We start from the raw sequence: 15,269 nt of genomic DNA on the forward strand, positions 1-15,269 counted from the left end.
CAGCCGCTATACCCTCTAGACGAACGGGTGTCCGGTTTCTGCAAGGGAATGCCGGGTAAACCGCAGGAAAAACACCCTCAAGTGACTATCTGTCATTGCCCGCAGGCGGTGGCTGAGGGAAAATGCCGGTCCTTTTTTCCGTTTCTTTATTCAAGCCCCCAGGAGATCAGCGATGCCCAGCCGTCGTGAGCGTGCCAACGCCATTCGTGCCCTCAGCATGGATGCCGTGCAAAAAGCCAACAGCGGCCATCCCGGTGCCCCGATGGGCATGGCGGATATCGCCGAGGTACTTTGGCGTGATTACCTGAAACACAACCCGAGCAATCCGTCGTTCGCCGACCGCGACCGCTTCGTGCTGTCCAACGGCCACGGTTCGATGCTGATCTACTCGCTGCTGCACCTGACCGGCTACGACGTCACCATCGACGACCTCAAGAGCTTCCGCCAGTTGCACAGCCGCACCCCGGGCCACCCGGAGTTCGGCTACACCCCAGGCGTCGAGACCACCACCGGTCCCCTGGGCCAAGGCCTGGCCAACGCGGTTGGCTTCGCGCTGGCGGAAAAAGTGCTGGGCGCGCAGTTCAACCGCCCTGGCCACGATATCGTCGACCACCACACCTACGTGTTCCTGGGTGATGGCTGCATGATGGAAGGCATCTCCCACGAAGTCGCCTCCCTGGCCGGTACCTTGGGCCTGGGCAAGCTGATCGCCTTCTACGATGACAACGGCATCTCCATTGATGGCGAAGTCGAAGGCTGGTTCACCGACGACACGCCAAAGCGTTTCGAAGCCTACAACTGGCAGGTGATCCGCAATGTCGACGGCCACGATCCGGAAGAGATCAAGACTGCCATCGACACCGCCCGCAAGAGCGCGCAGCCGACCCTGATCTGCTGCAAGACCACCATCGGTTTCGGTTCACCGAACAAGCAAGGCAAGGAAGACTGTCACGGCGCTCCACTGGGTGACGCGGAAATCGCCCTGACCCGCGAAGCGCTGAAGTGGAATCACGGCCCGTTCGAAATCCCGGCCGACATCTACGCCGAATGGGACGCCAAAGAAAAAGGCCTGGCCACCGAAGCCGAGTGGGACCAGCGTTTCGCGGCCTACTCCGCCGAATTCCCTGAGCTTGCCAACGAACTGGTCCGCCGCCTGGCAGGCGACCTGCCTGCCGACTTCTCGGAAAAAGCCTCGGCCTACATCGCCGAAGTCGCGGCCAAGGGCGAAACCATCGCCAGCCGTAAAGCCAGCCAGAACACCCTGAACGCTTTTGGCCCGCTGCTGCCTGAGTTCCTCGGCGGTTCGGCCGATCTGGCCGGTTCCAACCTGACCCTGTGGAAGGGCTGCAAAGGTGTCTCGGCCGAAGACGCCAGCGGCAATTACATGTACTACGGCGTGCGCGAGTTCGGCATGAGCGCCGTCATGAACGGCGTGTCCCTGCACGGCGGCCTGGTGCCTTACGGCGCGACCTTCCTGATGTTCATGGAGTACGCACGTAACGCCGTACGCATGGCCGCGCTGATGAAGAAGCGTGTGATCCATGTGTACACCCACGACTCCATCGGCCTGGGCGAAGACGGCCCGACGCACCAGCCGGTCGAGCAACTGACCAGCCTGCGCACCACGCCGAACCTGGACTGCTGGCGCCCAGCCGACGCGGTGGAATCCGCCGTGGCCTGGAAGCACGCCATCGAGCGCAAGGACGGCCCGTCGGCGCTGATCTTCTCGCGTCAGAACCTGCAACATCAGGTGCGCACCGACGCGCAGATCGCTGACATCAGCCGCGGTGGCTACGTGCTCAAGGATTGCATCGGCGAGCCGGAGTTGATCCTGATCTCCACCGGTTCCGAAGTGGGCCTGACCGTTCAGGCTTACGACAAGCTGACCGCCCAGGGCCGCAACGTGCGTGTGGTGTCCATGCCGTGCACCAGCGTGTTCGAAGCCCAGGACGCCGACTACAAGCAATCGGTGCTGCCGTTGCAGGTCAGCGCGCGTATCGCCATCGAAGCGGCGCATGCCGACTACTGGTACAAGTACGTGGGCCTGGAAGGCCGCGTCATCGGCATGACCACCTACGGTGAGTCGGCGCCGGCGCCAGCGTTGTTCGAAGAGTTCGGTTTCACCCTGGAAAACATCCTGGGCCAGGCTGAAGAACTGCTGGAAGACTAAGGCTGTAGATTGAGGTGGCTGTGCTGGCCTCTTCGCGAACAAGCCCGCTCCCACATTTGATCGGGTTCACACAGTTGCAATTGTGAACCCATTCAAGTGTGGGAGCGGGCTTGCTCGCGAAGGTGGTGGCACATTCACCCCTTCACCCAAGTTGATCGAGAACCCCATGCCCCAACCGCGTCCCTACAAAGTTGCACTCAACGGCTACGGCCGCATTGGTCGTTGCGTCTTGCGTGCTCTGTTCGAGCGAGGGGGCGCCGCCGGGTTTGAAATTGTTGCGATCAACGATTTGGCCGACATGGCCAGCATCGAATACCTGACACGCTTTGACTCCACCCACGGCCGCTTTCCCGGCGAAGTGCGGGTTGACGGCGATTGTCTGCATATCAACGGCAACTGCGTGAAAGTACTGCGCAGTGCCACCCCCGAGGGCATCGACTGGGCGGCGCTAGGCGTCGACCTGGTATTGGAATGCTCAGGTGCCTACAACACCCGTGCCGATGGCCAGCGTTTTCTCGACGCCGGAGCACCGCGTGTGTTGTTTTCCCAGCCGATGGCCAGCGAGGCGGATGTCGACGCCACCATCGTCTATGGCATTAACCAGGATTGCCTGACCGGCAGTGAGCTGCTGGTGTCCAACGCTTCCTGCACCACCAACTGCAGCGTGCCGCTGTTGCGCCTGCTGGATCAGTCGATTGGTATTGATTACGTGTCGATCACCACGATTCACTCGGCGATGAACGACCAGCCGGTGATCGACGCCTATCACCATGAAGACCTGCGCCGCACACGCTCGGCGTTCCAGTCGGTGATCCCGGTGTCCACCGGCCTGGCCCGTGGCATCGAACGTCTGCTGCCGGAACTTGCCGGGCGAATCCAGGCCAAAGCCGTACGGGTGCCGACGGTGAACGTCTCCTGCCTGGATATCACCTTGCAAACCGTCAGCGACACCGATGCCGTGGAGGTCAACCGGATCCTGCGCGACGCCGCTACCAGCGGCCCGCTCAAAGGCCTGCTGGCCTATACCGAGTTGCCCCACGCCAGTTGTGATTTCAACCATGACCCGCATTCGGCGATCGTCGATGCCAGCCAGACCCGCGTTTCCGGCCCGAGGCTGGTGAACATCCTGACCTGGTTCGACAACGAATGGGGTTTTGCCAACCGAATGCTCGACGTTGCGGAACATTATCTGCATATCGCCTCTAAACAACCTCAACAGTAATTCAGGAACTGCGACCCATGACCGTGTTGAAGATGACCGACCTCGATCTGCAAGGTAAGCGCGTACTGATTCGCGAAGACCTCAACGTCCCCGTCAAGGACGGTGTAGTCACCAGCGATGCGCGAATCCTGGCCTCGCTGCCGACCATCAAGCTGGCCCTGGAAAAAGGCGCGGCCGTGATGGTCTGCTCCCACCTGGGTCGCCCGACCGAAGGTGAGTTCTCCGCCGAAAACAGCCTCAAGCCGGTGGCCGACTACCTCAGCCGTGCCCTGGGCCGCGACGTGCCGCTGGTGGCTGATTACCTGGGCGGCGTGGACGTGAAGGCCGGCGATATCGTGCTGTTCGAAAACGTGCGCTTCAACAAAGGCGAGAAAAAGAACAGCGACGAATTGGCCCAGCAATACGCGGCCCTGTGCGACGTATTCGTGATGGACGCTTTCGGTACCGCTCACCGTGCCGAAGGCTCGACCCACGGCGTGGCCAAGTTCGCCAAGGTTGCGGCAGCCGGCCCACTGCTGGCCGCTGAACTGGACGCACTGGGCAAAGCCCTGGGCGCACCGGCGCAACCGATGGCCGCCATCGTGGCCGGCTCCAAGGTGTCGACCAAGCTGGACGTGCTTAACAGCCTGAGCCAGATCTGCAACCAACTGATCGTCGGCGGCGGCATTGCCAATACGTTCCTGGCCGCAGCCGGTCACCCGGTGGGCAAGTCGCTGTACGAACCGGACCTGCTCGACACCGCCCGCGCCATCGCCGCCAAGGTCAGCGTGCCATTGCCGGTCGATGTGGTTGTTGCCAAGGAATTCGCTGAAAGCGCCGCCGCCACCGTCAAGCTGATCGCTGACGTAGCCGACGACGACATGATCCTGGACATCGGCCCGCAAACCGCGGCCAACTTCGCTGAACTGCTGAAAGCCTCCCAGACCATCCTGTGGAACGGCCCGGTCGGCGTATTCGAGTTCGACCAGTTCGGCAACGGCACCAAAGTGCTGGCCAAGGCGATTGCCGAAAGCTCGGCCTTCTCCATCGCCGGCGGTGGTGACACCCTGGCGGCCATCGACAAATATGGCGTGGCTGACCAGATCTCCTACATTTCTACCGGTGGCGGCGCGTTTCTAGAATTCGTCGAAGGCAAGGTCCTGCCTGCGGTGCAAATGCTGGAAACCCGAGCCAAAGGTTAAGGCACGTGATCAGGAAAAGGAGCATTCCCATGATCAAGTCGTTGGCACTGGTGATTGCAGCGGGCCTGTTGGCCGGCTGTGGCAGCACGCCAAGCGCGGCGCAGGAGGCGAGCAAGCCTGCGCCCGCACAGGATAAAAACTGCTATCAGGCTGACTGGCAAGCCGAGACCATGCCGGTGATCAACAAGCGCATCGGCAACGAACGGCTGGAGAAATACGACTCTGCGCCCAACGGTCAGGAACAGGGTTGCCCTTGACGGGTCTGATCAACTAACCGACAGCAGTGGCGGCCTTTGGGCCGTCGTTCGAGGATTGGCAATGAAAGGCGTTTTCGCCCTGGCGGCACTGGCCCTACTGGCTGGTTGCAGCAGCATGAACATGTTCAATAAGGCAGAACCTGCCGATAAGTGGACCACCTGGACCTGCGACAGCAAGGCCGAGGTCAACTGGCGTTTTGCTAACCAGGCCCGTTCCGAGGTGGATGTACGCCTCGGCGGTTCCGACCAGGTTTACCGTCTTAAACAGGACGTTGCCGCCTCGGGCGTGCTGTACAGCAACGACCAGTTGGCGTTTCACACAAAAGGTGAGGAAGGCCTGGTTTACTGGGTTGCCACCGACGATTTGATCGGGCGTGGCTGCAAGGCCCAATAAGATTTCAAATTTGATGAAATCCAAATGTGGGAGGGGCTTGCCCCTTCCTACATTAAATCCGGTTCCAAAGTGGCATAGGTGGTGGGCCGGACACTGCAATAACGATTCAGCGGGCCAGGCATGCAAAACCTGACCGGCAATAACTTGAATAGCAGCCGCCGCTACGGCAGGCTTGCACGATTAACGACCCTCGACCGGGAGAGACAACACAATGGCACTTATCAGCATGCGTCAAATGCTGGACCACGCAGCCGAGTTCGGCTACGGCGTCCCAGCCTTTAACGTCAACAACCTTGAGCAGATGCGCGCCATCATGGAAGCCGCTGACAAGACCGACTCCCCAGTGATCGTCCAGGCTTCGGCCGGTGCGCGCAAATACGCCGGTGCCCCGTTCCTGCGTCACCTGATCCTCGCCGCGATTGAAGAATTCCCGCACATCCCGGTGTGCATGCACCAAGACCACGGCACCAGCCCTGACGTGTGCCAGCGCTCCATCCAACTGGGCTTCAGCTCGGTCATGATGGACGGCTCCCTCGGCGAAGACGGCAAGACCCCCACCGACTACGAATACAACGTACGCGTGACCCAACAAACCGTAGCCATGGCTCACGCCTGCGGCGTTTCGGTTGAAGGCGAGCTGGGTTGCCTGGGCTCCCTGGAAACCGGCATGGCCGGCGAAGAAGACGGCATCGGCGCCGAAGGTGTGCTGGATCACAGCCAAATGCTGACCGACCCGGAAGAAGCTGCGGACTTCGTCAAGAAAACCCAGGTCGACGCCCTGGCCATCGCCATCGGCACCAGCCACGGCGCCTACAAGTTCACCAAGCCGCCCACCGGCGACGTACTGGCCATCGACCGCATCAAGGAAATCCACAAACGCATCCCCAACACCCACCTGGTGATGCACGGCTCTTCCTCGGTACCGCAAGAGTGGCTGGCGATCATCAACCAGTACGGCGGCGACATCAAAGAAACCTACGGCGTACCGGTTGAAGAAATCGTCGAAGGCATCAAGCATGGCGTGCGTAAGGTCAACATCGACACCGACCTGCGTTTGGCCTCCACCGGTGCCATGCGTCGCCTGATGGCCACCAACCCGAGCGAATTCGACCCACGTAAATTCTTCGGTGCTACCGTGACCGCGATGCGTGATGTGTGTATCGCACGCTATGAAGCGTTTGGTACTGCCGGCAATGCCTCGAAGATCAAGCCGATCTCGCTGGAAGCGATGTACCAGCGTTATTTGAAAGGTGAGTTGAACGCTAAGGTGAACTGAGCCTCAGGTGTTTAAAAAGAAGCCCGCAGCGATGCGGGCTTCTTTTTGTGGCCGGATTTTGATCAGCTTGGCGGTGAAGTATCGAACCCTCGCTGTTCAACCACCCGAAACACATCACTCACATCCTGCACCAGAATGCGCGCGGTATTGGCCACGTTATTCAAGTCGCACTCTGCAAAGTCCGGCAGGCTGGAGCAGGCCATCAGGTTGAGGTGTTCGAGGGCGGCGTTGAGGCGTTCGCGCAGGCAGGCGTGGAGGTCGAGCAATGGGGCGTCGCTGTCGATGAGGAGCACTGGGTAATCGGTGGCGGTTTCGGTGCAGGGCGTGAAGCGGCGGGGTGGGAGTTGTTGAACCATGGCAAATATTCCTCGTATCTAAAAGGACTACCGCCGTTCGCTGCGAAACGAATGGGTGGTAGCTGTGTGCGGGTTCGCAGACCGAGGATACGAGGAACCCGGCAGACCCGAAGGTCTCCCACACACAGCCACCATAAAACAGACGTCGGGCGCAGATGCACTCGTCATTGTATTCATGATGCTTGGTTACACACGTATCGTTAGGGCTGCGAAACCCTATCGCCATTCAATGCCAGCGACGGGGCGAGCTATAAGCGTCGACTTGGCATGCCGCAACGGTCGTGTAGGACGAGCGCAGCGTCTTCAGGCAAAGTAGATCAACTGTGGGAACCGCGCTTGTCCGCGATGGCTCCCACAGGGGTTGAATGGTGTGTTTAAGACGTCGGCGTTATTTGCGAATCGTCCTTGGGACTACCGGGACAATTCACGCAAGATCAATACCCAACCGCACAAACGTCACCTGTTTTAATCGCCAAAAACTATAGTCCACTGTTAGTTCTCACAGTTGTTTATGGCGATAGGCGCGCGATGCTAAGGCGGTAAAGCATCACTGACGGGAGCGATAGTGCATGAGCACTCGCAAACCGGTCGCTCCAATGTGGCCACCACCGGGTCGGTTTCCCCCGCCACGCGAGCCCGAGCTAATGCCGATAACGCCCAAAGCCTCAGCGCCGGTTCCTCGCGCGCCTGCAAAGCCACGCTCAAAGGGATAGGCGCTGGGTTCTCTGGTTGCATTGAGTTCCGTTTACAGGGGACGACGTTTATTCGTGATCAATATCCAACTTTTCAAATACCACCTTCGCGCCTTCCTTGCTGTCCCCACTGTTGTCCTGCACATACGCGCCCGCCTTGAAGTACAGCGGTTTGTCGCCCCACGCCGCGCCGATGCGCTCGTTCCATTCGCTGTCGGCGGCGTACACGCTGAGCAGCCCGGCTTTGTTGAGGTTGATTACATAGGTGAAGCTTTTCTCCAGTGGCACATTGGAGGCGACGATGATCACGCGACTGGTGTCTTCATCCGGGCGCATGCGCACTTTGGCGACGATATTGCCGGTCTGAGTCTTTTCCTTGAACTGGTATTCGAGCTTGATCAGTGGCCTTTGGCTGTCGTAGGCGTGGATCTGCCCGATGACGATCTTGCCGCTGGAGGGCACTTGGTTGACCGCCAGGGTGGCGCGCAGGAAGTTGTCGGCTTCGGGGTAGGTCCAGTTGCGCAGACGCCCGTCAGCGTAGGTTTCGCGCAGTTCGCTGCGCGGGTAGATGGCGTTTTCGGTGCGGGTGCCGGTGACGGGGGTCCAGAATTGCACGTTGCTGCCTTCGGCCTGGAAGTACTGGTCGTTGAAGCCGCTGAGCAGTTTCGGTGTTTCGATAGTCGCGGGGGGCGAGCCGACCGGAATGCTCAGGTTCCAAGTGGAGAGGTCGATCATGGTGTTGGCCTTATACAGGGGGTGAAGGCTTTGGCCCGAGGGCCTTACAGGTTCTTTATAGGCGGTGGTCAACCAGTTGTTAAACATTTACTGGCAATTTATTGGCGCCAAGGGAATGCCAAAAAGCCATGTTTCCCATGAATCGTGGCTTGTAGAGGGTGACCGTTAGTCGGCTGACTGAACTTTGGCGCAATGATGGCATCCACGTCACTTCTGATTTTCAGGATCCAGGGCTAGAGTGAGGCCTTGATGTTTGTCCGGGTTTTCTGTCAGAAGTGACCGGAGTAGACCTAAGGAAGAGTCCCAGCATGGAATGCGCTCCACATCACGGCGATGGCAGTTCGGTTCTTCTGGTGGTCGATGACTACCCGGAAAACCTGATCAGCATGCGCGCACTCTTGCAATGTGATGACTGGCAGGTGGTCACCGCAGCGTCCGGCGTGGAAGCCCTAGAGTTGTTGTTGTCCCACGAAGTCGACCTGGTATTGCTGGATGTGATGATGCCCGGCATGGACGGCTTCGAAGTCGCCCGCTTGATGCGCGGCAGCCAGCGAACGCGCATGACGCCGATCATCTTTTTGAGTGCCAACGCCCAGTCACCCGCGGCGGTGCTGGAAGGCTATGCCAGCGGCGCCATTGATTACCTGTTCAAGCCCTTCGACCCGCATATCCTCAAGCCCAAGGTCCAGGCTTTGCTGGAGCATCAGCGTAATCGCCGGGCGTTGCAGCGCCTGAGCCATGACCTGGAATCCGCCCGCGCCTTCAATGCCTCGGTATTGGACAACGCCGCCGAAGGCATCCTGGTCGTCAGTGAGGAGGGCGTGATTGCGTACGCCAACCCGGCGATTTCGCGCCTGCTCAATGCCACGATCCACGAGTTGCAAGGCCAGGAGTTCCTGAGCTTCCTGCAAAAGCCACACGTGCCGGTCTGGTCGGACTCGCAAATGCACGCCGGTTACTGCAAGGGCGAAACCTGGCGCCTGCATGATGCGATCCTGCGTACCGGGCGCGGTCAGCAAGTGTCGGTGGCCTTGTCCTGCGCGCCGTTACCCGCGGAGCAGAAGGCCATGGTGGTGACGGTGTTGGACATGTCTGAAGTGCGCCATTTGCACCAGCAGTTGGAGTTCCAGGCCGTGACCGACCCGCTGACCGGGTTGCTGAACCGGCGTGGTTTCTACCAGGCGGTAGAAAATACCCTGTTGCGCGTCGAGCGGACCGAGCAGTCCCTGGTGTTGTTGTACCTGGACCTGGATGGCTTCAAGCGGGTCAACGACTCCCTGGGCCATGATGCCGGCGACCGTGTACTGCGTTGGGTTTCCGAGCAACTGCAGGGGTGTCTGCGTTCCTACGACATTATTGGCCGCATGGGGGGGGATGAATTTACCGCGTTGCTGGAGTTGGAGTTCCCGGAGCAGGCCGCGAAAATTTCGGAAAAGTTGATCGAACGGGTGTCCGTGTGCCATCAGGTCGACGGTTTGGATGTGATGCTCGGCGTGAGCATTGGCATCGCAACCTACCCCGATTGCGGCGCGGATTTGAACGGCCTGTTGCGTGCCGCCGACATCGCCATGTACGAAGCCAAGCGTGCGGGGCGTCAGCAATATCGCTATTACGATCAGGAAATGAACGGCCGCGCCCGCTCCCGCCTGATGCTTGAAGACAGCGTGCGCACGGCCATTCAAAACAAGGATTTCGTCCTGGTCTACCAGCCCCAGGTTTCCCTGGCGGACGGGCGTTTGCGCGGGGTTGAGGCGCTGTTGCGGTGGCAGCACCCCAGTGTCGGCGATGTGCCGCCGGGGTTGTTCTTGCCGTTGCTGGAAGAAGCGCGGCTGATCAGCCAATTAAGCGCATGGATCTACCAACAGGCCGCTGCCCAGCGTCAGGCGTGGCAAGCCACCTTCGACGATGACCTGGTGTTGAGCGTGAGCCTGAGCAGCAACCAGTTCAATATGCCCAACCTGGTGACGCAACTGCAGCAGGTGCTGGAGCGACATGGGTTACAGGGGCGTCAGTTGGAGGTGCAAATCAGCGAAGACAGCTTGATGAGCAACCTGGAAGCATCTGCCAAGCAGCTCAAGTTGCTGCGCCAAATCGGCGTGCGCATCGCCCTGGATGACTTCGGTTCGGGCAGCTGTTCCCTGGCCCACCTGCGCGACCTGGCGTTCGACACCCTCAAGCTCGACCCGCAATTGGTCGCGCGCCTGCCCGGCTCGGCCCGCGACGCGGCGATGGCGCGCAGCATTATCGAGCTGTGCGCGCATTTTGAGGTGCTGGTGGTGGCCGAGGGCGTGGAAACCCAGGAGCAAGCCAACTGGCTCAAGGCCCAGGGTTGCCCGTTTGTCCAGGGGGCATGGGCGGCGCCACCGCTGATGGCCTCGGAAGTAGCCGACTGGGCGCGCGCCCGCCTGCGTTGAATTCGCTACACTGACGGCCATTCGAACCTTGTTGCAGACCTCAATGACCGCGCTGAAATACCTCCAGGCCTACCCGCCCGCTCTTCAGGAACAAGTGCGCCAACTGATCGCCAAGGACCAGTTGGGTGCCTATCTGGACCAGCGTTACCCCGAACGCCATGCCGTACAGAGCGATAAGGCCCTGTACGCCTACGCCTTGGCCTTGAAGCAGGAGCACCTGCGCAACGCCCCCGCCATCGACAAAGTGCTGTTCGATAACCGCCTGGACCTGACCCACCGCGCCCTCGGCCTGCACACCACGATTTCGCGGGTGCAGGGCGGCAACCTGAAGGCCAAGAAAGAGATCCGCATTGCCGCGCTGTTCAAAGAGGCGGCACCGCAATTCCTGCGCATGATCGTGGTACATGAGCTGGCGCACTTCAAGGAATCGGACCACAACAAGGCGTTCTACAAACTCTGCGACTACATGATGCCAGGCTACCACCAGGTGGAATTCGACCTGCGCGTGTACCTCACGTATCGCGACCTGCAGGGTAAACCCTGACCGCACAAGGCGACCCACCATGGAAGTGAGCAAGACCAAAAGCAGTTTCTATCGCCGTCTGTACGTGGCGTACCTGATCGACAGTGGGCTGGCCAGCAGCGTCCCGGCGTTGACCGACGTCACCGGCATGCCCCGACGCACGGCGCAGGACACGATTGCGGCGTTGGCCGATCTGGATATCGTGTGTGAATTCGAGCAGGAGGAAGGTGCCCGCAACCATGCCGGGCAGTATCGGATTCGTGATTGGGGGGCGATTGATCGGCGTTGGATCGAGGGTAATCTGGCGGCCATCAAACAGGTTTTGGGTTATCCCTGACGTTTTGCGCTGAACCGGCTGGCGCCATCGGGAGCAAGCCCCCTTCCACATGTGAGGGGGGAGATGTGGCCCCTCAAGCGCGCCGCATACCGATATGAGGGATGTCATCCTCAAGGTATTCCTCACCCGCCACCACAAACCCGTACTTCCCGTAATACCCCTGCAAATGCGCCTGGGCTGACAGAAAAATCGGCGTTTCGGGCCAGATCTCTTTGATCTGACGCAGAGTTTCTTCCATCATCTGGTGCCCCAAACCAGTACCGCGTGCCGCTGGCGCAACGATCACCCGGCCGACCACTACGTCACCGCCCTGGGATTCCGGGTCCAGCAGGCGCAGGTAGGCCACCAACTCATCATTTTTCCAGGCCATCAAGTGGTGGGTATCGCCAGCCAGGTCCTGCCCGTCGATGTCCTGATAAACGCACTTCTGCTCGACAACGAAGACTTCGCTGCGCAAACGCAGGATGGCATACAGCTGCTCCTTGCCCAGGTCGCTGTGATGTTTGCAAACCCAATCGACTGTCATGGTGTGGTCTCACGTAAATGTCTGTGCTGGATAGTAAGCGCGGTGGGCGGCGGTGTCTAAATCAACTATTTTTGTGAATGAAATCAATTTGCCATCATTGAGTGCGTTCACCGGCCGTTTCTTTGTGTAATCTGAGCTAATGTTAGAGCCTCAGGCATTGCCTGAACCAAGGCCATTGCCTGCCCGCCAAGGACTTTGAGCATGCTGCGACTCTCTCGTGCCGTTGCGTTGATTGGAGTGTTGTTGCTGGCGGCGCCTGCGTTTGCAGAGCGTCTGCGCCTGCGTTTGGTTGCAGATGCCTGGCCCCCCTTTACCGATGCCACGTTGATCAACGGCGGGCTGGCGACCGATATCGTCAGCACCGCCCTGGCCCGTGCGGGTTATGCCAGTGAGTTTGAACAGGTGCCGTGGGCTCGGGCGCTGATGGGCGTGGGCGACGGGCGCTATGACGTGCTGATCAACGCCTGGTACGACGATGCCCGCACGCACCTGGGAGAGTTCTCCGGCGAGTACCTGGTCAACCGCGTGCGGTTTATCAAGCGTCGCGACGACCCCATCGAGTATCAGAACCTTGAACAATTGCACGACTACCCCGTCGCCGTGGTGCGGGGGTATGCGTATTCAGCAGCGTTCGATGGGGATACGCAGTTACAGAAAGTCCCGGTGCATAACTTCGCCATGGCCGTGCGCATGCTGGCGGCGCAGCGGGTGCGGCTGACGGTGGAGGATGAATATGTCGCGCGCTATTACTTGTCCCGCGAATCGCCCAAAGTGCGCAATGCGGTGGAGTTCCTGCCCAAGCCGCTGAGTGAAAACAGTCTGCATATCCTGGTAAGCCTCAAGCACCCCGAGCACGCGCAGATCGTGGCCGGGTTTGATCGGGAGATTGCCAGGATGAAGGCCGATGGCAGCTATGCACGGTTGATGAGTGCACATGGGATGTAGCGGCCTAAGCCGCGCTGGTGTCCTTGATCAAATGCGCCGCCAACGTACGCAGCGGCCCCAACTGCCGGCAGATCAACGCCAACTGCGTCTGCACCAGTCGCTGCCCTTCATCTATCTCATCCGGCATCTGCTCCAGGTCCGCGGCCAGGGCTTCCTCGGCATCGCTCTGGATCGCAATGGGTTGCTTGTTGGCCAGCCCCGTGGCGATCTCATCGATGCTCGCCGCGAGGGTCTTGCCCGCGCCGTCGATCAGGTGTTCGTGCACCTCGGCCGGCAGTTGCGTGTCGCGGTGCGCGCCGAGCCCTGACAAGTAGCTGAGCAAGGTATGGGACAGCACCAGGAAACGGAAACCCACGTCCGCTTCCTTACGGAAATGCCCCGGCTCCATCAACATATTGGCCAGGGTGGTCGACAGTGCCGCGTCGGCGTTGTGCGCGTTGCGCCGGGCCAGGCGATAAGCCAGGTCGTCGCTCTTGCCGGCGGCATATTGCTGCATGATCTGGCGCAGGTAGATGCTGTTGCAGGTCAGGGTGTTGGCCAGCACTTTGTTCAGGCGGCGGCCCTGCCAGTCCGGCAGGAACAGGAACACCGCCAGGCCGGCGATCAGGCTGCCGAGCAACGTGTCGAGCAACCGTGGCAAAAACAGCCCGTAGCCATCGCCCACCTGATTGAAGCAGAACAGCACCATCAAGGTAATGGCCGCGGTCGCGAGGGTGTAGCGCGTGGTGCGGTTGATAAAGAACACCAGGCCTGCGGCGATGGCGAACATCGATTGCACCAGCGGGCTGGGGAACAGGTCGAACAGCGCCCAGGCCACGGTGAGGCCGATGGCGGTACCGATGATCCGCTGGCCAAGCTTGCGCCGGGTCGCACCGTAGTTCGGCTGGCACACAAACAGGGTGGTCAGGATGATCCAGTAACCCTGGGACGCGTGAATGACATGCAAGGTGCCGTAGCCGATGCTCAGCGCCAGGGACAGGCGCAGGGCATGGCGAAACAGCAGCGACGTCGGCGTGAGTTGCGTGCGCAGGCGCGTCCACATTTCCTTGAGGTTGCGCGGGGCGCGGTCCAGCAGGTTGCTATCGGTGGCGTCGGCCAGGGCGTCGGGGTTGCTGGCGTCGCCGAGCAGGCGGTCGAGCGTCGACAGGTTGGCCGCCAGCGCCCGCAGCGAGCGCAGCAGGCCGCGCCAGGCCGGGTTGCTCTGGATGCGCAGGTGTTCCAGCGAGGCGTTCAGGTCACTGAGGGCCTCGGCGAAGCTGTCGCCATAGATGAACGGCTGGCGCAACTGGATCGACTCGGCCAGGGCCTGGCAGGCCTTGCCTTGCTGACGCAACAGGCGCTGGCAGCGGAACAGCACATCGCTGTGGAAGAACGCCTCGGCCAGGGCGTTGTAAGGGTAATGGGATGAGCTGGCGCGTTCGTGGATGTCCTGGGCCAGGAAGTACAGTTTGAGGTAGCGACTGACCTTCGAGCCCGGTCGACCATTGCCCACGCGGTGCAGGATGATTTCCTTCGCGGCATTCAGCGCAGCCACGACTCGGCCGTTTTGCTGGGCCAATTCCAGGCGCCGTGCTTCCACATCCAGTTGGCGGATCGGTTCGAACAACGACGATTTGAGCTTGAGGTAACGCCCCAACTCGCGGAACAACCGCGCCAGGCTCTGCTGCACCGGCTGGTTGGAAAACAGCGCCTGCCACAGCACCGACAACGCGCCGTACCAGGCGGCACCCGCCACCAACAGCAGTGGCTCGTGCCAGAAATCATTCACGGCACCACCGCGCTGGTCCACACCGATCATGGTGTACACCGACAGAATCAGCGTGGCCGATGCAATCGCCCCATAACGTTCGCCCAAGGCGCCGAGCATGGTCAGGCCGAACGTCGCCAGGGCCAGGGAAATGGCGAACATCCACGGGTAGGGGAACAGCAACTCCACCGACAGCGCGGCGATGCTGAAACACACCAGCGTCACCGCCAGGGCATTGAGGCGGCCTTGCCAGCTGTCGTCGGTCTCGGCCAGGGCGCTGGCGATAATCCCCAGGAACAGTGGGATCAGCAGGGTCATTTCATCCTGGTACCAGCACAGCGCCATACTGCCGGTAAGGGCGATGAATACCCGAATGCTGTAACTGAATTTATCCAGCGCCCACAGGCGCCGCATGGACTGCTTGAACGAGGTCGATGACATGAAGTCTGGAGTCTTCCGGAGCGATGCCGCTAAATTGAGCTATCAAGGACGCC

At 60.5% G+C, this 15,269-nt stretch carries 14 protein-coding genes; 10 read left to right on the forward strand and 4 right to left on the reverse strand.

The window, feature by feature from the left end; all coding sequences use genetic code 11:
• Positions 1-172 precede the first annotated feature (172 nt).
• From tkt to fba, 6 genes are all read left to right on the forward strand, one after another.
• Complete coding sequence (gene tkt, locus AB4O23_RS06190; protein WP_460062616.1) at positions 173-2,170, forward strand: transketolase; 1,998 nt, start codon at positions 173-175, stop codon at positions 2,168-2,170.
• A gap of 166 nt (positions 2,171-2,336) precedes the next feature.
• Entirely contained in the window at positions 2,337-3,392 is a 1,056-nt protein-coding gene (gene epd, locus AB4O23_RS06195) for an erythrose-4-phosphate dehydrogenase (RefSeq protein ID WP_460105772.1), read from the forward strand.
• A gap of 17 nt (positions 3,393-3,409) precedes the next feature.
• Positions 3,410-4,573 carry a phosphoglycerate kinase gene (locus AB4O23_RS06200; RefSeq protein WP_017531023.1) on the forward strand — a complete coding sequence of 388 codons (1,164 nt, stop codon included), beginning with the start codon at positions 3,410-3,412 and terminating at the stop codon, positions 4,571-4,573.
• A gap of 29 nt (positions 4,574-4,602) precedes the next feature.
• A complete protein-coding gene (locus AB4O23_RS06205) occupies positions 4,603-4,830 on the forward strand; it encodes a hypothetical protein (RefSeq protein ID WP_017531024.1) in 228 nt (75 codons plus the stop codon).
• Between the two features lie 61 nt (positions 4,831-4,891).
• Positions 4,892-5,224: an MliC family protein gene (locus AB4O23_RS06210; RefSeq protein WP_017531025.1), complete on the forward strand. Its 333-nt coding sequence runs from the start codon at positions 4,892-4,894 to the stop codon at positions 5,222-5,224.
• 211 nt (positions 5,225-5,435) lie between these two features.
• Positions 5,436-6,500: a class II fructose-bisphosphate aldolase gene (gene fba, locus AB4O23_RS06215; protein ID WP_003234513.1), complete on the forward strand. Its 1,065-nt coding sequence runs from the start codon at positions 5,436-5,438 to the stop codon at positions 6,498-6,500.
• 62 nt (positions 6,501-6,562) lie between these two features.
• Here fba and AB4O23_RS06220 read toward each other — a convergent pair whose 3' ends face one another.
• Positions 6,563-6,856 carry a fructose-bisphosphate aldolase gene (locus tag AB4O23_RS06220; RefSeq protein WP_065879340.1) on the reverse strand — a complete coding sequence of 98 codons (294 nt, stop codon included), beginning with the start codon at positions 6,854-6,856 and terminating at the stop codon, positions 6,563-6,565.
• A gap of 761 nt (positions 6,857-7,617) precedes the next feature.
• Positions 7,618-8,283 carry a polysaccharide lyase family 7 protein gene (locus tag AB4O23_RS06225; protein ID WP_065879395.1) on the reverse strand — a complete coding sequence of 222 codons (666 nt, stop codon included), beginning with the start codon at positions 8,281-8,283 and terminating at the stop codon, positions 7,618-7,620.
• A gap of 308 nt (positions 8,284-8,591) precedes the next feature.
• Here AB4O23_RS06225 and AB4O23_RS06230 point away from each other — a divergent pair, with 308 nt between their 5' ends.
• From AB4O23_RS06230 to AB4O23_RS06240, 3 genes are read left to right on the forward strand one after another with little or no spacing between them, the layout of a single operon-like run.
• A complete protein-coding gene (locus AB4O23_RS06230) occupies positions 8,592-10,697 on the forward strand; it encodes a putative bifunctional diguanylate cyclase/phosphodiesterase (RefSeq protein WP_460069992.1) in 2,106 nt (701 codons plus the stop codon).
• 43 nt (positions 10,698-10,740) lie between these two features.
• Positions 10,741-11,241, forward strand: a complete 501-nt coding sequence (locus AB4O23_RS06235) for a M48 metallopeptidase family protein (protein WP_017531032.1) — start codon at positions 10,741-10,743, stop codon at positions 11,239-11,241.
• A 19-nt stretch (positions 11,242-11,260) separates the two neighbouring features.
• The gene (locus AB4O23_RS06240; RefSeq protein ID WP_065879342.1) at positions 11,261-11,557 is read left to right on the forward strand and encodes a winged helix-turn-helix domain-containing protein; all 297 of its coding nucleotides are present in this window, start codon (positions 11,261-11,263) and stop codon (positions 11,555-11,557) included.
• Positions 11,558-11,630: 73 nt separating this feature from the next.
• Here the strand turns inward: AB4O23_RS06240 and AB4O23_RS06245 are convergent, their stop codons facing one another.
• On the reverse strand, positions 11,631-12,083 hold the full coding sequence (locus AB4O23_RS06245; protein ID WP_017531034.1) for a GNAT family N-acetyltransferase: 453 nt from the start codon (positions 12,081-12,083) through the stop codon (positions 11,631-11,633).
• A gap of 201 nt (positions 12,084-12,284) precedes the next feature.
• Here AB4O23_RS06245 and AB4O23_RS06250 point away from each other — a divergent pair, with 201 nt between their 5' ends.
• On the forward strand, positions 12,285-13,028 hold the full coding sequence (locus tag AB4O23_RS06250; protein WP_017531035.1) for a substrate-binding periplasmic protein: 744 nt from the start codon (positions 12,285-12,287) through the stop codon (positions 13,026-13,028).
• Positions 13,029-13,032: 4 nt separating this feature from the next.
• Here the strand turns inward: AB4O23_RS06250 and yccS are convergent, their stop codons facing one another.
• Positions 13,033-15,216: a YccS family putative transporter gene (gene yccS / locus AB4O23_RS06255; protein ID WP_068938112.1), complete on the reverse strand. Its 2,184-nt coding sequence runs from the start codon at positions 15,214-15,216 to the stop codon at positions 13,033-13,035.
• Positions 15,217-15,269 lie beyond the last annotated feature (53 nt).

Source organism: Pseudomonas sp. H2_A10, assembly GCF_054680085.1.